The organism is Paracoccus laeviglucosivorans (assembly GCF_900182695.1).
Classification (GTDB): Bacteria; Pseudomonadota; Alphaproteobacteria; order Rhodobacterales; family Rhodobacteraceae; genus Paracoccus; species Paracoccus laeviglucosivorans.
Window position 1 is genome coordinate 42,878 of the sequence record NZ_FXTK01000022.1, and the last position, 19,158, is coordinate 62,035.

18 protein-coding genes and 2 pseudogenes are annotated in these 19,158 nt (G+C 62.7%); 5 read left to right on the forward strand and 15 right to left on the reverse strand.

All coding sequences use genetic code 11. The features are described 5' to 3' along the window. Positions 1-33: 33 nt before the first annotated feature. The 3 genes from FN835_RS17625 to pgsA are packed head-to-tail and all read right to left on the reverse strand — an operon-like array spanning position 34 to position 1,340. Positions 34-468 carry a molybdenum cofactor biosynthesis protein MoaE gene (locus tag FN835_RS17625; protein WP_142664556.1) on the reverse strand — a complete coding sequence of 145 codons (435 nt, stop codon included), beginning with the start codon at positions 466-468 and terminating at the stop codon, positions 34-36. A gap of 1 nt (position 469) precedes the next feature. After that, a complete protein-coding gene (gene moaD / locus FN835_RS17630; RefSeq protein WP_142664557.1) occupies positions 470-721 on the reverse strand; it encodes a molybdopterin converting factor subunit 1 in 252 nt (83 codons plus the stop codon). Continuing rightward, entirely contained in the window at positions 711-1,340 is a 630-nt protein-coding gene (pgsA, locus tag FN835_RS17635; RefSeq protein ID WP_142664558.1) for a CDP-diacylglycerol--glycerol-3-phosphate 3-phosphatidyltransferase, read from the reverse strand. Before pgsA ends, moaD begins: the two co-directional genes overlap by 11 nt. Positions 1,341-1,470: 130 nt before the next feature. On the opposite strand from pgsA, the gene FN835_RS17640 reads away from it, so the two are divergent. Beyond that, positions 1,471-2,139 carry a metal-binding protein ZinT gene (locus FN835_RS17640; protein ID WP_185958739.1) on the forward strand — a complete coding sequence of 223 codons (669 nt, stop codon included), beginning with the start codon at positions 1,471-1,473 and terminating at the stop codon, positions 2,137-2,139. 40 nt (positions 2,140-2,179) lie between these two features. On the opposite strand, the gene FN835_RS21485 is transcribed toward FN835_RS17640, so the two are convergent. From FN835_RS21485 to FN835_RS17695, 12 genes and pseudogenes are all read right to left on the reverse strand, one after another. Further along, on the reverse strand, positions 2,180-2,410 hold the full coding sequence (locus tag FN835_RS21485; protein WP_221930467.1) for a hypothetical protein: 231 nt from the start codon (positions 2,408-2,410) through the stop codon (positions 2,180-2,182). After that, complete coding sequence (locus FN835_RS17645; RefSeq protein ID WP_221930468.1) at positions 2,394-3,080, reverse strand: hypothetical protein; 687 nt, start codon at positions 3,078-3,080, stop codon at positions 2,394-2,396. The genes FN835_RS21485 and FN835_RS17645 overlap by 17 nt, the downstream gene beginning before the upstream one ends. A 47-nt stretch (positions 3,081-3,127) precedes the next feature. After that, a complete protein-coding gene (uvrC, locus tag FN835_RS17650) occupies positions 3,128-4,999 on the reverse strand; it encodes an excinuclease ABC subunit UvrC (protein WP_142664560.1) in 1,872 nt (623 codons plus the stop codon). A 508-nt stretch (positions 5,000-5,507) separates the two neighbouring features. Then, entirely contained in the window at positions 5,508-6,308 is an 801-nt protein-coding gene (locus FN835_RS17655) for a S49 family peptidase (RefSeq protein WP_142664561.1), read from the reverse strand. Between the two features lie 39 nt (positions 6,309-6,347). Then, on the reverse strand, positions 6,348-7,223 hold the full coding sequence (locus FN835_RS17660; RefSeq protein ID WP_142664562.1) for a ribokinase: 876 nt from the start codon (positions 7,221-7,223) through the stop codon (positions 6,348-6,350). Positions 7,224-7,337: 114 nt separating this feature from the next. Next, a pseudogene (locus FN835_RS21655) lies at positions 7,338-8,096 on the reverse strand (cytochrome c1); the annotation flags it as partial. 708 nt (positions 8,097-8,804) lie between these two features. Then, positions 8,805-10,127 (reverse strand): cytochrome b, encoded by a 1,323-nt coding sequence (gene petB, locus FN835_RS17670; protein WP_142664564.1) that lies wholly within the window; start codon positions 10,125-10,127, stop codon positions 8,805-8,807. A gap of 10 nt (positions 10,128-10,137) precedes the next feature. Continuing rightward, a complete protein-coding gene (gene petA / locus FN835_RS17675; RefSeq protein WP_142664565.1) occupies positions 10,138-10,710 on the reverse strand; it encodes a ubiquinol-cytochrome c reductase iron-sulfur subunit in 573 nt (190 codons plus the stop codon). A 254-nt stretch (positions 10,711-10,964) separates the two neighbouring features. Beyond that, entirely contained in the window at positions 10,965-11,744 is a 780-nt protein-coding gene (radC, locus tag FN835_RS17680) for a RadC family protein (RefSeq protein WP_142664566.1), read from the reverse strand. A gap of 39 nt (positions 11,745-11,783) precedes the next feature. Further along, on the reverse strand, positions 11,784-12,953 hold the full coding sequence (gene dnaJ / locus FN835_RS17685) for a molecular chaperone DnaJ (protein ID WP_142664567.1): 1,170 nt from the start codon (positions 12,951-12,953) through the stop codon (positions 11,784-11,786). A gap of 81 nt (positions 12,954-13,034) precedes the next feature. After that, positions 13,035-14,942 (reverse strand): molecular chaperone DnaK, encoded by a 1,908-nt coding sequence (gene dnaK / locus FN835_RS17690; RefSeq protein ID WP_142664568.1) that lies wholly within the window; start codon positions 14,940-14,942, stop codon positions 13,035-13,037. A 215-nt stretch (positions 14,943-15,157) separates the two neighbouring features. Beyond that, complete coding sequence (locus FN835_RS17695; RefSeq protein WP_246098791.1) at positions 15,158-15,952, reverse strand: ABC transporter permease; 795 nt, start codon at positions 15,950-15,952, stop codon at positions 15,158-15,160. A 152-nt stretch (positions 15,953-16,104) separates the two neighbouring features. Between FN835_RS17695 and cysQ the strand changes: the two genes are divergently transcribed. The 4 genes and pseudogenes from cysQ to FN835_RS21660 form a co-directional block, all read left to right on the forward strand. After that, positions 16,105-16,902 carry a 3'(2'),5'-bisphosphate nucleotidase CysQ gene (gene cysQ, locus FN835_RS17700; protein ID WP_142664570.1) on the forward strand — a complete coding sequence of 266 codons (798 nt, stop codon included), beginning with the start codon at positions 16,105-16,107 and terminating at the stop codon, positions 16,900-16,902. Positions 16,903-16,908: 6 nt separating this feature from the next. Beyond that, positions 16,909-17,709, forward strand: a complete 801-nt coding sequence (locus FN835_RS17705; protein WP_142664571.1) for a 3-deoxy-manno-octulosonate cytidylyltransferase — start codon at positions 16,909-16,911, stop codon at positions 17,707-17,709. After that, entirely contained in the window at positions 17,709-18,905 is a 1,197-nt protein-coding gene (locus FN835_RS17710; protein ID WP_142664572.1) for a glycosyltransferase family 2 protein, read from the forward strand. The genes FN835_RS17705 and FN835_RS17710 overlap by 1 nt, the downstream gene beginning before the upstream one ends. Before the next feature lie 153 nt (positions 18,906-19,058). Further along, positions 19,059-19,158 (forward strand): annotated as a pseudogene (locus FN835_RS21660) (UTP--glucose-1-phosphate uridylyltransferase); the annotation flags it as partial.

Consider the following 19,158-nt stretch of genomic DNA (forward strand, 5'->3'; position numbering starts at 1 on the left):
TGATCGCCAAAGCACGGGATTGCAACTTCCCGCTCACCATCTGGCAAGCGCGTCTTCGTCATCGGGTCTGGCCGCGACCCATTCGCCGGGACCGTCGGGGCCGATCTCGCGCTTCCAGAAGGGGGCGCGGGATTTCAGCCAGTCCATCAGGTATTCCGCCGCGTCGAACGCCGCCTTGCGATGGCGCGCGGCGGTGGCGACCATCATGATGGGTTCGCCCACGGACAGGATCCCGTGACGATGCACGATCCGCCAGTCTGTCAGGTCGAAACGCTGCGCCGCAGCCGCACCGAAGGCGGTCAGCGCCTTTTCGGTCATGCCGGGATAATGTTCGATCTCCAGCGCGGTCAGCCGCCCGTCCTCGCTGCGCACAAGGCCCGAGAATGTCACCACCGCGCCGGCATCCGCACCAAAGCCCCGAAGTTCGGCCCCGATGTCGAATGGCTCGGACTGGACCCGCGCCGACATCTCAGCCCCCGGTCATCGGCGGGAACAGCGCCACTTCGCGGGCATGGCCCAGGGGGGCGTCCAGATCGGTCAATTCCTGATCGACGGCGATGCGTACCGCGCTCAGGTCCGACAGCGCGGCTGCGTGCCATTCGTCCATCGCGGCAAGCTGGGCGATCAGGTCGCGCACCGTCGCGGCATCGGTCTGCACCGTTTCGCGCGGCACGCCGATGCGTTCGCGCAGCCATGCGAAATACAGAACCTCAACGGCCATCGGGTTCACGCAGGAAGGGGCGGGCCTTGTCGAAATAGTCCCAGCCGGTGATGGCGGTCAGGATGGCGGCGACCCAGATCAGCAAAAGCCCAAGCTGCGTAGCCAGATCGGACCAGCTGTCCGACCAGGGCAGGCTGGTTTCGCCGACCAGCGGAGGGTGGCCCACCTCGTAATATTTCAGCCCCGTGCCAAGGAACAGGATCGCGATGGCGACCATCTGGGCCGTGGTTTTCCACTTTGCCAGCTTCGTCACCTTCAGCAGCCGCGACTGGTCGCCCAGAAATTCGCGCAGCCCGGATACAAAGACTTCGCGGAACAGGATGACCGTCGCAGGCAGGATCAGCCAAGGGTTCATGCCGGAATAGCCGGTGATGACGACCAGTGCGATGATCACCATCGCCTTGTCCGCGATCGGGTCCATGGCGGCGCCAAAGCGGCTTTCCTGTCCCCACGCGCGCGCCAGATAACCGTCGAACCAGTCGGTCACGGCCGCGATCAGAAACAGCGCCAGCGCCGCAAAATCCGCAAAAGGCCGGCTGAGGAAAAAGAACATCAGCGGCACAAGGGGCGCGGCCACAAGCCGCAGAACAGTCAAAAGATTGGGCAGGGTCCAGCGCATGTCGCGCAATCTAGGACTTTGCCGCGGCGGGGGGAAGGGGGCGCGCGTCACTCAATCAGACGGGTTGCCATTGGCGGGTGTCTGGGTTACGCAGTCAGAAATGTAATAACATATCAAATACGAGGGGCTGATGATGAAAACCCGGATTGGCGCGATCCTGCTTGGGGGGATGATTCTTGCCGCTGGTCAGGCGATGGCGCATGACTCGCATTCCCATGACCACGGCCACGATCACGGCCATGACCACGCACATGCGCCGGTGGATAAGGCGGTCTATGACGGCTATTTCGAAGATGCGCAGGTCAAGGACCGGCCCCTGTCGGATTACGAAGGCGATTGGCAATCGGTCTATCCGCTGTTGCAGGACGGCACGCTGGACCCGGTGATGGTCCACAAGGCGGAATCCGGCGACAAGACCGCCGAGGAATACCGCGCCTATTACGAGACCGGCTACGAGACCGATGTCCACAGCATCGAAATCCATGGCAATGAAATCACCTTCCATGACAAGCAGGACGAGATCCGCGCCGAATATAAAAGCGACGGCCATGAAATCCTGACCTATGCCAAGGGCAATCGCGGCGTCCGCTTCATCTTCCGCAAGTCGGGCGGCGACGATGCGGCCCCCAGGTTCATCCAGTTCAGCGACCACGGTATCGCGCCGGGCAAGGCGTGGCATTACCACCTGTATTTCGGCAATGACCGCGACGCGCTGCTGAAGGAAGTGACGAATTGGCCGACCTATTATCCTGCGCAGATGACCGGCGCGCAGGTGGCCGAGGAAATGATCGCACATTGACGGATCGGGGCGGCTGGGCCGCCCCTTTTCCCTGCCGGGATCATTCTGTCCAGCGCGCGGCCTTGGGCAGGGGGTGTTCGGTGATCGCATAAAGCTGCAGGATGTCGTCGCGCCCCATGAACATGACCTGCGACCGGCGCGAGGCATCCAACCGCGCCCCCAGCCAGTTCCGGGCCTGCTTGGTGATCTCTCCGCCGGCCACGACGAAGGCGTGATCGACCAGCACGCGCCGATTCAACTCTGGGTCGAATATCTCATGCCCCAGCATCATCAGCGCCTGATTCAGAACCTCGCCAATGTTGCTGGCACCGCGACGGCTGTTGCCTGCGGCATCGATGCGGCCCTTTTTCGCCTGAATGCCGAAATACAGCACATGCAGCGTCGGCAGGGTCAGCTTCATCCACACGTCCTTGCCATATTCCAGAGCCTTCGCGATGTCCGGTCGCCGTCACGCGCTGAAAGCCAAGATGGCGAAAGATCGGCAGCAGCACCGTTTCAATAAATTCATCTTCGGAACAGCGGTCCAGATAATCGGCCAGTTGATCCAGTTGCTGCAATTGGGGCGCGTCCATGCAGCGCAAATGCGGCACACCTGCGGCGTCATAGCTTGCCACCCAGCCTTCGGTTTGCAGAACGGCATTCAATGCGGCCAGCGCGGCGCTGCGGTCGGGGTCGTCCGGTTCTGCCTCGGCCCGGTCAAGCAGGTTGCGCAGGATGCTGGCAAAGGCGTCGGGCAGCAGATCGGGGCGGGTCTGCGCCGCCAGAACCTCGGTCAGGCGCCGCGCCACCCAGTCGCGCCGGGTGCGGCCGTCATGGCGCAGGTCCAGTCCACAATCCTCAAAGAACTCCGTGATCAGCCGCCCCGTCCGATAGGGGAAGTGATCGACGTTGCCGCAGATCATGTCGGCGATCGCCCGGATGTTTCGATTCTTCCACCGCATGAATGGAACATAACAAGAACAAACGTCCATCACAACGCGCGCGTGTGTCAGGATTTATGGAAGTGGTCCACGATCTTTTGCGCGATGGATTCGCTGATGCCTTCGACGGCGACCAGATCGGCAAGACCGGCGCGGCTGACGGCCTTGGCGCTGCCGAAATGCGCCAGCAGGGCGCGCTTGCGGGCCGCACCAATGCCGGTGATTTCATCCAATGGGTTTGCCATCGTGGCCTTGGCGCGTTTGGCGCGATGCGTGCCGATGGCCCAGCGATGTGCTTCGTCCCGCAGCCGCTGGATGAAATACAGCACTGGATCGTTCATGCGCAGCGCAAAGGGGCGTTCGCCGTGGCGGTGGAATTCTTCCTTGCCGTGGTCGCGGTCCTGACCCTTGGCGACGCCGATCATGGGAATATCCTCGACGCCCAGTTCGGCCAGAATCTCATGCACGGCGCTGACTTGCCCCGCGCCGCCATCAATCAGCAAAAGGTCCGGCCATGTATCGGTCTGGCGGTCGGGATCCTCTTTCAGCAGGCGGGAAAAGCGGCGGGTCAGCACTTCCTTCATCATGCCGAAATCGTCGCCGGGGGTGATCTCGGTGCCTTTGATGTTGAACTTGCGATACTGGCTTTTGATCCAGCCTTCGGCCCCGGCCACGACCATGCCGCCCACGGCGTTGGTGCCCTGGATGTGGCTGTTGTCGTAGACCTCGATCCGCTGAGGTGTGGCGGGCAGATCGAACGCCTCGGCCAGCCCCTCCAGCAGGCGGGCCTGCGCGGCGCTTTCCGACATGCGGCGGGCCAGACTTTCGCGGGCGTTGCGCAGGGCGTTTTCCACAAGCTCGGCCTTTTCGCCGCGCTGGGGCACGCCAAGGACGACCTTGCGACCGGCTTTTTCGGTCAGCGCCTCGGTCATCAGATCGGGATCTTCGATACCGTGCGACAGCAGGATCATGCGCGGCGGCACCTTGCCGTCATAGAACTGCGCTATGAAAGCCTGCATTACCTCATCCACGGATTCCACGCCGTTCAGCTTGGGATAGAAATCGCGGTTGCCCCAGCTTTGATTGCCGCGGATGAAAAACACCTGCACGCAGGCCTGTCCGCCTTCCATGTGCAGGGCGATCACGTCGGCTTCGGGAACGCCGCGCGGGTTGATGGCCTGCACCGATTGCACGGCGGTCAAAGCCTTGATGCGGTCGCGCAGCGCGGCGGCGCGTTCATATTCCATCGCCTCGGCTGCCTCGGCCATCTCACGCGCAAGATTGGCCTGAACGGCGGTCGATTTTCCCTGAAGGAAACGTTCAGCATCCAGCACCAGCGCGTTGTAATCGGCCTGCTCGACCCGACCCACGCAGGGCGCGCTGCACCGCTTGATCTGGAACAGCAGGCAGGGCCGCGTGCGGCTGGAAAAGGTGGCGTCGGTGCAGGACCGCAGCAGAAATACCCGCTGCAACTGGTTCAGCGTGCGATTGACCGCGCCCGCGCTGGCAAAGGGGCCGTAATAGTCGCCCTTTTCCGATTTCGCGCCGCGATGCTTTTTGATCTGGGCAAAGGGATGCGACTTGGCGACCAGAATGTTCGGAAACGATTTGTCGTCACGCAGCAGCACGTTGTAGCGCGGCTTGAGCTGCTTGATCAGGTTCTGCTCCAGCAGCAGCGCCTCGGTCTCGGTGCGCGTGGTCAGAAACATCATCGAGCAGGTTTCGCGGATCATCCGGGCGATCCGTCCCGAATGGCCACTGCCGCGCGCATAGTTCGATACCCGCGCCCGCAGGTTGCGCGCCTTGCCGACGTAAAGCACCGCCCCCTGATGATCCAGCATCCGATAAACCCCCGGCGATGCGTCGAGTGTTTTCAGGTAGTCCTGAATCAGCGGCTGGCCGGTCTTGGCTGGCGGGGTCGGATGGGTCGAATCGGTCATGACGTCAAGGAAAGTGATTCTGATTGGCGGCTGCAAGTTTCCATGTCCAAGATCAAGGTGAATCCTGTCCACGGAATCTGGGGATAACTCTGTGAGTCTCCTGTTGGGACAACATGCTTCTGCCAGCGTTTGTTGAGGTTTCGTTGACCTGCACAAAAAATGCGCAGTATTTTAGGGCATTGATTTCTAATGTTATTTTTTATCCCTGCAACAATCCCATGAATTTGCTGGCAGAATCGTGAATGAATTGCGACGAAGCCTGTCAAGGTGGACAACTTGTCGCTGGCTTGCCTAATCAATGCTCAGCCCCATCGTGTTTCCACCACGGCTGATGCTAACCGCCGGCCCCGCGAATCGTCATTTCGGTCGCAATTTCAGCTCGGCGGCGCATCTTGGGATCAGGGCCAGCGGATGCCCAGCAGTTTCGCGATCAGTTTGCGCATACCCGGTCCGGCGACCAGCGCCAGCGCAATCAGGATCAGCAGGCAAAGAATGACGGTCTTGATCATCAGCCACCCGTGCCGAAGCGTGAAAATGCCGCGCGTTCCTGAAGGCTGTCCATCACGTCATCCGCCGACAGGCCAAAGCGTCGCAGCAGCGGCGTTTTTTGGCCATAGGTCTGGAAGCGTATATCCTTGCCGTAAAGTTCGCGCATCTTGGGGACCAGATGGGCAAGGCCATCGGCCAGCCCCAGTTCGACCGCCTGCCGTCCGGTCCAGATTTCGCCGGTGAACAGGTCGCGATCTGCGGGCAGGCGATTGCCCCGGCGGGCACGGATCTGGTTCTTGAAAGCTTCGTGGATCGGTTCCAGCAGCTTTTTCAGCCGCTCGACATCCTCGGGTTTTTCGGGGCGGAAGGGGTCCAGCATGGATTTCGACTGGCCCGCCGTGTGCACGCGCCGTTCGATCCCGTGCCGCCCGATCAGGTCGGAAAAGCCGAAACCCGCCGCAATGACGCCGATCGACCCCAGGACCGAGCTTTCATCGGCCCAGATGAAATCCGCGCTGGAGGCCAGCCAGTAGCCGCCCGATGCCGCCACATCCTCGACAAAGGCATGAACCGGCACGTCATGTTCTTCGGACAGGCGGCGGATGCGCGAACCGATCAGGCTGGACTGCACCGGAGAGCCGCCGGGCGAATTGATCGCCAGCGCCACGGCCACGGGTTTCCTGCGCTTGAAGGCGCGTTCCAGAACCGATGCCAGACCCGCATCCGACAACCCGCCACCCCCGCGCGATGACATGCCGATGGCGCCTTGCAGGCGCAGGACCGAAACGGTGGCGGGGCGGTTCAGGAACGGGATTTTCATAATCTCGCAGATAGGTGTCGGGCGGGGTTTGGGCAAGCGTCAGGCCTGCGTTTTCAGGAAAGCCATCACTTCGTCGCGGTCGGGCATGGCGTCGCCCGCCCCTTCGCGCGTGACCTGCAATGCGGCGGCGGCGGCGGCATGGCGCAGCGCGGTCGGCGCATCTTCGCCCCGCGCAAGTCCGGCGGCGAACCAACCCGCAAAGCAATCGCCCGCCCCGGTCGTGTCCTTGGGGGTCACGCGAAACGCGGCCTGGCGATGGGTCGTGCCGCGGATCAGGTCGCGATATTCCGCCCCCTCGGCCCCACGGGTAATCAGCAACCCGTCGATGGGCAGGTCTTGGCCCAAGGCGGCGAACGCCTCACGCGCCTCGCCTTCGTTCACCGCAAGGACCGAGACATGCGGCAGCACCGCCCGCAGCGCGTCGATCTGGAAAGGTGCGGCGGAATAGATCACGCGCGCGCCGTTCGCGCGGGCATGGGCTGCCGCCTCGACCTGCTGGTTCGTTTCGTTCTGCATCAGCAGGATGTCGTCCGGCCCGATCCCGGCCATGTCGCGGCTGACCAGTTCCGGGGGCAGCGCGACATTCGCTCCGCCATGAATGACGATGCAGTTTTCGGCGGCGTCATCGACCAGAATGATCGCATGTCCCGTCGGCTGCTCGGCAAGCCGCGCAATGCGGTCGGTCTGCACCCCGGCCTGCGCCAGCCGTTCCAGCACCCATGCGTCGCCCGTGCCCATCGCACCCAGATGCACCACTTCGCCCCCGGCTTTTGCTGCGGCGATGGACTGGTTCGACCCCTTGCCGCCCATGCCCAGAGACAGCGCGTGGGAATGCAGCGTCTCTCCGGCCCGCGGCAGGGCGGTCAGGCGATACACATGGTCGATATTGATCGAGCCGAGATTATAGATCGTCATGTTCATCCCCGTTTCGCCGTATCTGATGCGGCCAGACAGGCTTTGTCCAGCGCCCACAAAAGAAAGACGCGCCCGGTCAGGGCGCGTCGATCCATTGCGGGTGATGCGGCAGGGTTATTCCGGCTTGCGCCCGCCCTTTTGCGGCGCCCACAGCTTTTTGTTGGTATAATAAAGCAGTGCGGCCAGCACGCCCAGCAGCAGCACGGCGACAAAGCCCACCTGCTTGCGGTCCATCATCTTCGGCTCGGCGGTCCACATCAGGAATGCGGCCACGTCGCGCGACATCTGATCGACCGTCGCCTCGGTCCCGTCCTCATAGGTCACCTGACCATCGCTGAGCGGCGGCGGCATCTTGATCCAGCCGGTCGAGAAGGCGGCGTTGTGATAGAAGGTGCTGCCCGCCTCGTCTTTTGTTTCGCCGTTATATCCGACCAGAATGGCGTGGATATATTCCGGCCCGCCTGTGCCCTTGAACAGTTGGGCGATGCCTGTGCCCAGCGGGCCATGGAACGCGGCGCGTGCCTTGGCCATCAGCGACAGGTCCGGCCCCATCCCTTCGTCAAGGATGGTGGGGAAGTGGTCGGTGGGCGCGCGGGGACGCTCCTCGCCGGTTTCTTCGTCCATGATGGTCAGGTTGCCGGCATAGGCGCGGACCTGATCTTCGGGCAGGCCGGGACCGCCCGGATCGCCCAGTGTGCGCAAGGGCACATAGCGCAGACCGTGGCAGGCCGAGCAGACCTCGGTATAGACCTGCAAGCCGCGTTGCAGCTGGAACTGGTCATAGCTGCCGAACGGACCCTCGAAGCTGAACGAGATGTCCTCGATATGCGGCGCGGCATGGGACGCGGCCTGACCTTCGGCCTCGGCATGGGCGCCTTCGGCTGTGGCGGCAGCGCCTTCGGTCGGGGCTTCGGCATCTGCGGCGGGTGCCGCAGCTTCCTCGGCTGGTGCTTCTGCAGCGGGCGTTTCCGCAGCAGGCGTTTCTGCCGGGGTTTCCGTCGCCGCAGCTTCCGGGGCAGCAGCTTCGGGGGCCGCGGGTTCGGGCGTTGCCGCTTCCGGCGCGGCTTCAGCGGCAGGTGCTTCGGCAGCGGGTGCTGCATCAGCAGGTTCCGCCGCCGGAGCCTCGGTGGTGCTTTCCACCGGAGGTTCTGCTGAGGGTTGCGCTGCCGGGGCCTCGGCCTCGGCTTGCGCCGGTTCCTCGGTCACGGGCTGCGCGGCAGCGGGGGCCTCGGCGGGCTGCTGGGCCGGGGTTTCGGCTTCGGTCTGCGCAGATGCGGCGGGTGCGGTGCCGTAGCTGGAACCCGCAGGTGCCGAAACGCCGGGGGCCATTGCCGGTGCCTGGCCGCCGGTGTCGGCCTGCGCAGCCTCGGGTGCGACAGCGGGGGCATCGGCGGCGGGTGCCTCGGCCTGCGCCTCGGCTGCGGGTGCGGACTGCGTCGTGTTGCCATAGCTGGAACCTGCCGGGGCAGTCACGCCGGGGGCAAGGCCGCTATCCTGCGCCATGGCCCCACCTGCGACGGCAAGGGTCAATGCCGCAACGGCCGTGAGCGGTGCGTATCTCAGGGTCATTGATGCCTCTCCTTACTCGGCAGGATGGGTTTTTTGCCCGTAATGGGCCTTGAAGTCCTCTTCGATGCTGGCGGGCATCGGATCAGGCTTCTCGATGATGCCAAGGATCGGCAGGATCACCAGGAAATAGGCGAACCAATAGGCGGCGCCGAACAGCGCGATATAGGGATAGATCCCCTCGGCAGGCATGGCGCCGACCCACATCAGGACCACGAAGTCCACGGCCAGCAGCCAGAACCACCACTTGAACAGCGGACGGAACCGGCCCGAACGCACGCGCGAGGTGTCCAGCCACGGCACAAGCGCCAGCACCAGAATCGCGCCGAACATCGCGATCACGCCAAAGAACTTGGCGTCGATGATGCGGAAGGACAGGAAGTTGACCAGCTGCACCAGCCAGACATCGGCGGTGAAGGCGCGCAGGATCGCGTAGAAGGGCAGGAAATACCATTCCGGCACGATATGGGCGGGCGTCGCCAGCGGGTTCGCCTCGATGTAGTTGTCGGGGTGGCCGAGATAGTTGGGCATGAAGCCCACCACAGCGAAGAACACCACCAGAACGATCGCCAGACCCACCAGATCCTTGATCACGAAATAGGGCCAGAAGGGCAGGGTATCCTTTTCCGCCTCGGCCTTGGAGGCGCGGCGGACTTCGACGCCGGTGGGGTTGTTGTTGCCGGTGGTGTGGAACGCCCAGATATGAACGACGACCAGCCCGGCGATCACGAAGGGCAGAAGATAATGCAACGAGAAGAAGCGGTTCAGCGTGGCGTTATCCACCGCGGGTCCACCCAGCAGCCATGTCTGGATCGATTCGCCGATACCGGGAATCGCGCCGAACAGGCCGGTGATCACGGTCGCGCCCCAGAAGGACATCTGGCCCCATGGCAGCACGTAGCCCATGAAGGCCGTGCCCATCATCAGCAGATAGATCAACATGCCGACGATCCAGGTCACCTCGCGCGGGGCCTTGTAGCTGCCGTAATAAAGGCCGCGGAAGATGTGGATATAGACCGCAAAGAAGAACAGCGATGCGCCGTTCGCATGCAGGTAACGCAGCATATAGCCGCCATTCACGTCGCGCATGATGTGTTCGACCGACGCAAAGGCCATGTCGACATGCGGGGTGTAATGCATCACCAGCACCACGCCGGTCGCGATCTGCATGACAAGGCAGAACGCCAGCACGATGCCCCATATCCACCACCAGTTCAGGTTCTTGGGGGTTGGGATGAACAACGCGTCGTAGATCAGCCCGGCAATGGGCAGTCGGCGGTGCAGCCAGGTTTCGAATCCGGGCTTGGGTTCGTAATGGTCGTGGGGAATTCCGGCCATCTTGCGCTCCTCAGCCCAGCTGGATGGTGGTGTCGTTGACGAATGCGGCAACGGGGATATGCAGGTTCTGCGGCGCCGGACCTTTGCGGATGCGGCCCGCCGTATCGTAATGCGACCCGTGGCAGGGGCAGAACCAGCCGCCGAAATCGCCCGCGCCGTCACCGATGGGCACGCAGCCCAGATGGGTGCAGACGCCCAGCATCACCAGCCATTCGCCCGCCTCGTCCAGCGTGCGGTTCTGGTCCAGCGCGGGTTCGCCCGGCTTGTTCTGGTTTTCGGCATTCTGGTCGATCAGCTGGTTCAGCTCGACGTCCCGGCCCTTCTGGATCTCATCCTCGGTCCGGCGGCGGATGAACACGGGCTTGCCCAGCCACTTCACCGTCAGCTGGGTGCCGGTCTGCACCCCGCTGACATCGACCTGAATCGAGGCAAGCGCCTGCACATCCGCCGAGGGATTCATCTGGTTGACAAGGGTCCAGGCTGCGGCGCCAGCCGCGATCGTGCCGGCACCGGCAGTCGCGAAATAGAGGAAGTCCCTCCGAGTAGCGCCGTGGTCTCCTGCGTGGTCATCTGCGTGGGACACGGATTCTCCTCTCCATATTATGCACCCTGGCGGGCATATGACGGAGCGGGCCGTGACAGCCTTGCACTTCCCCCTCCCTCGCAGGATTTGTAGCGATCAATTTCCTGTCAGTCCAGCTTGGGCCGGAGAGGTATGCGATGCAACCCGCCCAAGGTGTGGGATTTTGGCGTCTGCCCCATCTGTCCCCGTCTGCCCGCGATGCCGACATGAAAGTGATGCGGGAACTGCGACTTGGCCGCGCCTGCCGCAAAAACCTACAACAGACCTTCGGCCCGGAAGCTGAGTTCGCGCGATTTGCCGATGATCAGATGGTCGTGGACGGTGATCCCCATCACCTCACCCGCCGCAAGGATACGGTTTGTCATGGTGATGTCGGCTTGCGACGGCGTGGGATCACCCGAGGGGTGGTTGTGCACAAGGATCAGCGCGCTTGCCGTCAACTCCAGCGCACGGCGCATGATTTCGCGGGGATAGACCGGGACGTGATCGACGGTGCCTTTGGCCTGCTCCTCATCCGCGATCAGCACGTTCTTGCGGTCCAGATACAGCACGCGGAACTGTTCGATTTCGCGATGCGCCATGGCGGTGTGGCAGTAATCCAGCAGCGCATCCCAGCTGGTCAGCACCGGGCGGTGCATGACGCGGGACCGCGCCAGCCGCGTTGCCGCCGCCTCGACGATCTTCAGTTCCTGCACGACGGCGGGGCCAACGCCGGTCACTTCGCTTAGACGAGGGACGGGGGCGGACAACACGCGGTTGAAGTCGCCAAAGGTATCGATCAGCCGCCGCGCCAGGGGTTTCACGTCCTGCCGGGGGATGGCGCGGAACAGGATCAGTTCCAGCATTTCGTAATCCGGCATCGCATCCGCTCCGCCCTGCATGAAGCGGTCGCGCAGCCGCGCACGGTGGTCCGAGATATAGCTGGGCAGCCGCGCACCTTGTTGCAGCGGCGCGGTCTGCGCTTCATCCCCCGCCAGCGTGGCGGGGGTGAACAGGGGAAGCGGTGCTTCGCGGAATGAGCGATTCGGGTCCATGACCGAAGGCTGGCACGCGGGCGGTTAACGCCCGGTTAATCAGCCTTTCATCTCGTCCCAGAAACCTTTGATCTTCTGGAAGAAGCCTTGGGTCTGCGGGCTGTTATCGGCGTTGATATTGTCGAATTCCCGCAGGATTTCCTTTTGCCGCGCGGTCAGGTTCACCGGCGTCTCGACAGAAAGTTCGATCAGCATGTCGCCCGATTCGCCGTTCATGCCGGGGCCGTGGCGCAAAGGCGGCATACCCTTGCCGCGCAGGCGCAGCTGCTTGCCCGATTGCGTGCCCGGCGGGATTTTGACGCGCGAACGGCCGCCGTCGATGGTCGGAACCTCGATCTCGCCGCCAAGGGCCGCGGTCGCCATGCTGACCGGAACCTGACAGGCCAGCATCTTGCCGTCACGCAGGAAGATGCCGTGTTCCTGAACCTCGATGAAAATATACAGATCGCCCGCAGGACCGCCGCGCATCCCGGCCTCACCCTCTCCGGCAAGGCGGATACGGGTGCCGGTCTCGACGCCTGCCGGAATGTTCACCGACAGCGTGCGCTCCTTTTCGACGCGACCCGCGCCGTGGCATTCCTTGCAGGGATTCTTGATGATCTGACCCTGACCGTTACAGGTCGGGCAGGTGCGTTCGACGGTAAAGAAGCCCTGACTTGCGCGGACCTTGCCCATGCCGGAACAGGTCGGGCAGGTCGCCGGCTCGACCGAGCCTTCGGCCCCCGTACCGCTGCACGCGCCGCATGCGACCGAACCCGGAACGGTGATCGCCTTTTGTGCGCCGCTGAACGCTTCTTCCAATGTCACGCGCAGGTTATAGCGCAGATCTTGGCCACGGCTGGCGCGTGAACGCCCGCCACCGCCGCCCTGACGCCGCCCCATCATGTCGCCGAACAGATCTTCGAACACATCGGCAAAGGCCGAACCGAAATCGCCATTGGGCTGACCGCCGCGACCAAAGCCGCCGCCAAACCCGCCGGTGCCGTCAAAGGCGCCGTGACCAAAGCGGTCATAGGCTGCCTTTTTCTGATCGTCCTTAAGGCAATCGTAGGCTTCGTTCACTTCCTTGAACGCAGCTTCGGACACTTTGCAATCCCGGTTGCGGTCGGGATGCAGTTCCTTTGCCTTGGTGCGATAAGCCTTTTTGATCTCGTCAGCCGAGGCGCCCCGGCCTACGCCCAGCACCTCGTAATAGTCGCGTTTTGCCATGTCGATCGCGTCCGGGGTCCTTCAAGAAATAACCGGCCCGTGCATTCTGCGCAGCGGGCCGGTCGTTTGGTCTGCCTGCGCTTACTTGCGCTTGTCTTCGCCGAGGTCTTCGAAATCGGCGTCGACAATGCCTTCGTCGTCTTCGTCGCGCGAACGCGGCTCGTCGCCTTCATCGCCCGACTGGCTGGCCTTGTAGATGGCTTCGCCCAGCTTCATCGAGGCGTCCATCAGGTTCTGGATGCCGCCTTTGATCTTGCCAGCGTCGTCGGTCTTCAGCGCATCTTCCAGCGCACCGATCGCCAGTTCGATCACCTCGACGGTCGAGCCATCCACCTTGTCGCCATGCTCTTCCAGCGATTTCTTGGTCGAATGCAGCAGGCTTTCGGCCTGGTTGCGGGCTTCGACCAGTTCCTTGCGCTTCTTGTCGGCTTCGGCATTCGCCTCGGCGTCCTTGACCATCTGGCTGATCTCGTCGTCCGACAGACCGCCCGACGCCTGAATCGTGATGTTCTGTTCCTTGCCGGTGCCCTTGTCCTTGGCCGAAACCGAGACGATGCCGTTGGCGTCGATGTCGAAGGTCACTTCGATCTGCGGCATACCGCGGGGCGCGGGCGGGATGTCTTCAAGGTTGAACTGACCCAGCAGTTTGTTGTCTGCGGCCATCTCACGCTCGCCCTGGAACACGCGGATCGTCACGGCGTTCTGGTTGTCCTCGGCGGTCGAGAAGATCTGCGATTTCTTGGTCGGGATCGTGGTGTTGCGGTCGATCAGGCGGGTGAACACGCCACCCAGCGTTTCGATGCCCAGCGACAAGGGCGTCACGTCCAGCAGAACCACGTCCTTGACGTCGCCTTGCAGCACGCCGGCCTGAATGGCCGCGCCAAGCGCCACGACTTCGTCAGGGTTCACGCCCTTGTGGGGTTCCTTGCCGAAGAATTCGCTGACGGCTTCGACGACTTTCGGCATGCGGGTCATGCCGCCGACCAGAACGATCTCGTCGATGTCGCCCTTGGACATGCCTGCGTCTTTCAAGGCATCCTGAACCGGCTTCATGGTGCGCTTGATCAGGTCGGCCACAAGGCTTTCCAGCTTGGCACGGGTCAGTTTCATGACCATGTGCAGCGGTGTGCCGGTGTTCTTGTCCATCGAGATGAACGGCTGGTTGATCTCGGTCTGCGACGAAGACGAAAGCTCGATCTTCGCTTTCTCGGCGGCTTCCTTCAGGCGCTGAAGGGCCATCTTGTCCTTGGTCAGATCGACGCCATGCTCTTTCTTGAACTCGTCAGCGAGGTAGCTGACGATGCGCATGTCGAAGTCTTCGCCACCCAGGAAGGTGTCGCCATTCGTCGATTTGACTTCGAACAGGCCGTCGTCGATTTCCAGAATGGTGATGTCGAAGGTGCCGCCGCCAAGGTCATAGACCGCGATGGTTTTCGAATCTTTCTTGTCCAGACCATAGGCCAGCGCGGCAGCGGTCGGTTCGTTGATGATCCGCAGCACTTCCAGACCGGCGATCTTGCCTGCGTCCTTGGTGGCCTGACGCTGGGCGTCGTTGAAATAGGCGGGGACCGTGATGACGGCCTGCGTGACCGTTTCACCCAGATAGGATTCGGCGGTTTCCTTCATCTTCTGAAGGATCATCGCGCTGACCTGCGCGGGCGAATATTTCTCGTCGTGGACTTCGACCCACGCATCGCCATTGCCGCCATCGACGATGGAATAGGGGACCAGCTTGCGGTCTTTTTCGACGGCTTCGTCACCGATACGACGGCCGATCAGACGCTTGACGGCGAAAACGGTATTCGTGGGGTTCGTGACGGCCTGACGCTTGGCGGGCTGACCGACCAGCCGCTCGCTGTCGGTGAAGCCGACGATCGAGGGCGTCGTGCGGGCGCCTTCCGAGTTCTCGATGACCTTGGGCTGGCTGCCGTCCATGATGGCGACGCAGCTATTGGTGGTCCCGAGGTCGATGCCGATGACTTTAGACATACATTAACCTTTCTTGCGGCGATTTCATGGGCCTTGGGTCCTGAGAAGGCCCCCTTAGCCCGATCCCTTGGAATTGTGACGGAAGGGCAGGCCCTCCCGAACTCATGGGGCTATATAGGAAGGGCGCAAACCGCCTGCAAGCTGAGCCTGCGGCAGAATCGTCGCGCGGGGCAGGCATGGGCGGGCAGCGGTCCAAGCGGGTTTCGTGCCTTGCCCTAGCGCCCGGCCAGCGTGCTGAGCGAGACGGATTTGCGGCTGACGAATTCGGCCATCAGGCCGATCATCAAAAGGCCGATGATGCAATAGATCGGATAGCTCAGCGACGAATTGCGCGGTGAATAGTTGATGAAGGCAAAGCCGCGCGTCTGGTCGATGATATGGAACAAGGGGTTCCATGCGAATGCGTGCAGAAGCGAACTGGACATGGTGTTGGCCACGAACATCTTGCCCGAAAACACCATGTTGATCCGCTGATAAAACCCGGTCAGCACCTGGGCGCCCTGCGGCCACCACGGTCTGAAGGCCAGAAATATCAGCCCGATCGCCGCACCCGAAAACCATGCCATCAGCAACATGCCGTAGCATTTCAGCGGCTCGTCGATATTGATCGGCTCGACCAGGTAATTATAGGCGGACAGCACCACGATGGCGGAAAACGTCTGGCGATAAAGCGCCGCCAGTGCCGCCGCCGAGATCATGATGGCGGTGTTCATCGGCCCGTGCTTCATCATCTGGTTCGTCGGGCTGCCCGCCCCGGCCACTGCGCCGATGGTCTGGGTATGGGCCATGAACATAAAGATGCCCGTCATGATATAGACGATGAAGTTGCCCCGGATGGGCGAGGCGCGCAGCCCGATCACCCAGAACATCAGGTAAAAACCCGCGATCATGGTGATCGACTGCACCACGGTCATCAGCAGGCCGACGATGGCGTTGCGCTGTCCCTTTCGCAGATTGTTCACTGTCACATGATAGATCAGCGCCGCCGTCGTGAAGGCGGCTTCAACCATGTTGCGACTGCGATGCTGTGCAAACATATGCTGCTTCATCCCCTGATGCGACGGGTGCTTGCCCTGCGCGTGCTGCGGCAGCATAAGGAACGCAGGTGCCGTATTCAATCGCCGCCGCTCGCACGGCTGGCCGCGACGAAAAAGGAAATTCCATGGATTTTGTTAAAATGATCACGGTGATGCGTCGTTTGGCCCTGCAAGCGGGCGATGAAATCATGAAGATCTACGGTGCCGAAGATTTCGACGTGCGTGCCAAATCCGACGCATCCCCCGTGACCGAGGCCGATGAGGCGGCGGATGCCCTGATCTCGGCCGGTCTGCGCGAGGCGTTTCCCGACATCGCTCAGGTGACCGAAGAACAGGCGGACACGCATGGCCAAAGCCTTTCGACCTTCCTGATCGTCGATCCGCTGGATGGCACCAAGGAGTTCGTGCAGCGTCGCGGCGATTTCACCGTCAATATCGCCTATGTCGAAAACAGCGTGCCGCGTTTCGGCGTGGTCTATGCCCCGGCCAAGGGGCGGCTGTTCTATACCAATGCCGAAGGCGGCTCGGTCGAGGAAAAGGGCCCGTTCGGTGAACAGCCGGGCGAAACCACGCCCATCGGCGTCAATTCGATGCCCGACAATCGCGGCCTGATGGTGGTTGCATCGAAATCGCATCGCGATGCTGCGACCGACGAATACATCGCCCGCTACGGCGTGCGCGACATGACCTCGGCGGGGTCGTCGTTGAAATTCTGCCTTGTCGCGACCGGAGAGGCGGATCTGTATCCCCGTCTTGGCCGCACGATGGAATGGGACACGGCGGCGGGCGATGCCGTCCTGCGCGGCGCGGGCGGCGAAGTCGTGCGTTTCGACGATCACAGCCCGCTGGCCTATGGCAAGCCGGGCTTTGAAAACCCCTTCTTTATCGCATTCGCGCCCGGCGTTCTGCTGGTCAAGGACTGATCCAATATGTCTGTCGTCATCGTCATTCCCGCGCGTCACGCCTCGACCCGCTATCCCGGCAAGCCGCTGGTCGAACTTCGCGGTGCGACCGGCAACGGGCAAAGCCTGATCCGGCGCAGCTGGGAAGCGGCGCGGTTGGCGCAAGGGATTGACCGGGTGATCGTCGCCACCGATGACGACCGCATCCGCGATCATGCCGAAAGCTTCGGGGCCGAGGTCGCCATGACCTCGACCACGGCGCGCAACGGCACGGAACGCTGCGCCGAAGCCGTGGCCAATCTGGGCCTGAACCCGGAAATCGTCGTCAACCTGCAGGGCGATGCGCCGCTGACCCCTGCATGGTTCGTCGAGGATCTGGTGGCGGGTCTGCGCGCCGATCCGGGGTCCGATGTGGCAACGCCCGTGCTGCGCTGCACGGGCTCCATGCGCTCGGACCTGATCGCTGACCGCGTGGCGGGACGTGTGGGCGGCACGACCGCAGTGTTCGGCCATGACCGGCGGGCGTTGTATTTCTCGAAAGAGGTCGTGCCGTTTTCGGCGCATGATTACGGCCAAAGCGACCCGACGCCGGTGTATCACCATGTCGGCGTCTATGCCTATCGCCCGGCGGCGCTGGCCGAATATCCCACATGGGACGAAGGTCGGCTGGAGGCGCTGGAAGGCTTGGAGCAGCTGCGTTTTCTGGAACGCGGCCGCCGCATCCTGTGCGTCGAGGTCGAGGCGCGCGGGCGCGAGTTCTGGGAACTGAACAACCCCGCGGACGTGTCCAAGCTGGAATCGATGATGCAGCGCATGGGCATCGCCTGATGTCCATGTCGGCGGTGCGGGCGTCGGTCATCGTCGTCTCGCGCCATCGTCCGCGCCAGTTGGCGCAATGCCTTGGCGCGCTGACCGCCCAGACCCATCCCGCGATCGAGGTGGTGCTGGTCGCCGATCCCGGCTCGGTCGGCATCTGCCCGGACCTGCCGGTCAAGCGCGTGGCTTTCGATCGTCCCAATATCTCGCAGGCCCGCAATCTTGGCATCGCTCAGGCGGCGGGCGACGTGGTGCTGTTCATCGACGATGACGCGCTGGCGGAACCCGACTGGGCCGCGCAGATGACCGCATCTTTTGCCGATGCGCGCGTGATTGCCGCTGCGGGCTTTACCCGTGGTCCCGACGGTCTGGGCTGGCAGGTGCAGGCCGAACGCATCACCCCGTCTGGCCGTGCCTTTCCGATCGAGGTCTCCGGGCCATGCCTGCTTGGGCCTGAAAACGGCAATCCGGTCAGCACGCTGGGCACGAATTGCGCCTTTCGCCGCGCGTCATTGCTGGCCATCGGCGGCTTTGATCCGGCCTTTGCGTATCATCTGGATGAAAGCGATGTGAACATGCGGTTGGCCGCGTGCTTTCCGCAAGGGCTGACGGCGGTCGTGCCGCAGGCCGAGGTGATCCATGGCCTTGCCCCCGGCACGTCCCGCGCGGCGCCGGGTGTTCCGCATGATCTGTCGGCCATAGGGCGTTCGACCGCGATCTTTGCGGCAAGGCATGGCGGCGACGTCGAATGGCTGCATCAGGCGCAGAAACGCAGGCTTTTGCGCCTTATGGTTGCGGGGCGATTGGACCCGCTTGCGGTGAACAAGGTGTTGTCGACGCTTGAACGGGGGCTGACCGATGCACCCGCACAGCCGCCAGATCCGCCGGTATGGGGCGATGCTACCATGCCGGATTTCCTGCATTTCCCAACGCTTGCACGTGAATCTCTGTTCCTTTCCGGATGGCATTGGCAGCGCCGGGCGCTGCGCGCTCGCGCGGCGCAGGCGGTGGCTGCGGGACAGCGCGTGGTTGTTTTGCTGATGACGCCTAGCCTGTTGCCACATCGGCTGATTCTGACCGATGGTGGGTGGTGGGAACAGCGGGGTGGCGCTTGGGGCCGGTCCAGACCGGGCGATTCGCCCGTGCTGCGCTATCGGCTTCGTGATAGAATCCGGCGCGAAGCACGGTATTTCGCTGCAACTCGATAAATATTGGGCAGAAAGTCGCCCAATTCATGGTTAGTTTACAATCGGTTCTTTAATTTCTCGGAACCGTTCCGTTTGTTAAACGATTGTTGCCGAACCGCTGGCAAAGAAGAATAAGCTCAGCCACACTGGCGCAGACATCAGGAGACCGAATTGATGAGTCGCAAAGTCACGAAGGCAATTTTCCCGGTAGCCGGCCTTGGCACCCGTTTCCTGCCCGCCACGAAAAGCATCCCGAAAGAGATCATGACGCTGG

Coding starts and splice junctions, on each gene's coding strand:
- FN835_RS17705 (WP_142664571.1), top strand. CDS start 16,909: ATGTCTGTCGTCATCGTCATTCCCGCGCGTCACGCCTCGACCCGCTAT.
- cysQ (WP_142664570.1), top strand. CDS start 16,105: ATGGATTTTGTTAAAATGATCACGGTGATGCGTCGTTTGGCCCTGCAA.
- FN835_RS17625 (WP_142664556.1), bottom strand. CDS start 468: ATGTCGGCGCGGGTCCAGTCCGAGCCATTCGACATCGGGGCCGAACTT.
- FN835_RS17660 (WP_142664562.1), bottom strand. CDS start 7,223: ATGACGATCTATAATCTCGGCTCGATCAATATCGACCATGTGTATCGC.
- FN835_RS17695 (WP_246098791.1), bottom strand. CDS start 15,952: ATGGTTGAAGCCGCCTTCACGACGGCGGCGCTGATCTATCATGTGACA.
- FN835_RS21485 (WP_221930467.1), bottom strand. CDS start 2,410: ATGATGCTGGGGCATGAGATATTCGACCCAGAGTTGAATCGGCGCGTG.
- uvrC (WP_142664560.1), bottom strand. CDS start 4,999: ATGACCGATTCGACCCATCCGACCCCGCCAGCCAAGACCGGCCAGCCG.
- FN835_RS17655 (WP_142664561.1), bottom strand. CDS start 6,308: ATGAAAATCCCGTTCCTGAACCGCCCCGCCACCGTTTCGGTCCTGCGC.
- moaD (WP_142664557.1), bottom strand. CDS start 721: ATGGCCGTTGAGGTTCTGTATTTCGCATGGCTGCGCGAACGCATCGGC.
- dnaK (WP_142664568.1), bottom strand. CDS start 14,942: ATGTCTAAAGTCATCGGCATCGACCTCGGGACCACCAATAGCTGCGTC.
- FN835_RS17710 (WP_142664572.1), top strand. CDS start 17,709: ATGTCCATGTCGGCGGTGCGGGCGTCGGTCATCGTCGTCTCGCGCCAT.
- FN835_RS17645 (WP_221930468.1), bottom strand. CDS start 3,080: ATGCGGTGGAAGAATCGAAACATCCGGGCGATCGCCGACATGATCTGC.
- radC (WP_142664566.1), bottom strand. CDS start 11,744: ATGGACCCGAATCGCTCATTCCGCGAAGCACCGCTTCCCCTGTTCACC.
- pgsA (WP_142664558.1), bottom strand. CDS start 1,340: ATGCGCTGGACCCTGCCCAATCTTTTGACTGTTCTGCGGCTTGTGGCC.
- FN835_RS17640 (WP_185958739.1), top strand. CDS start 1,471: ATGATGAAAACCCGGATTGGCGCGATCCTGCTTGGGGGGATGATTCTT.
- petB (WP_142664564.1), bottom strand. CDS start 10,127: ATGGCCGGAATTCCCCACGACCATTACGAACCCAAGCCCGGATTCGAA.
- dnaJ (WP_142664567.1), bottom strand. CDS start 12,953: ATGGCAAAACGCGACTATTACGAGGTGCTGGGCGTAGGCCGGGGCGCC.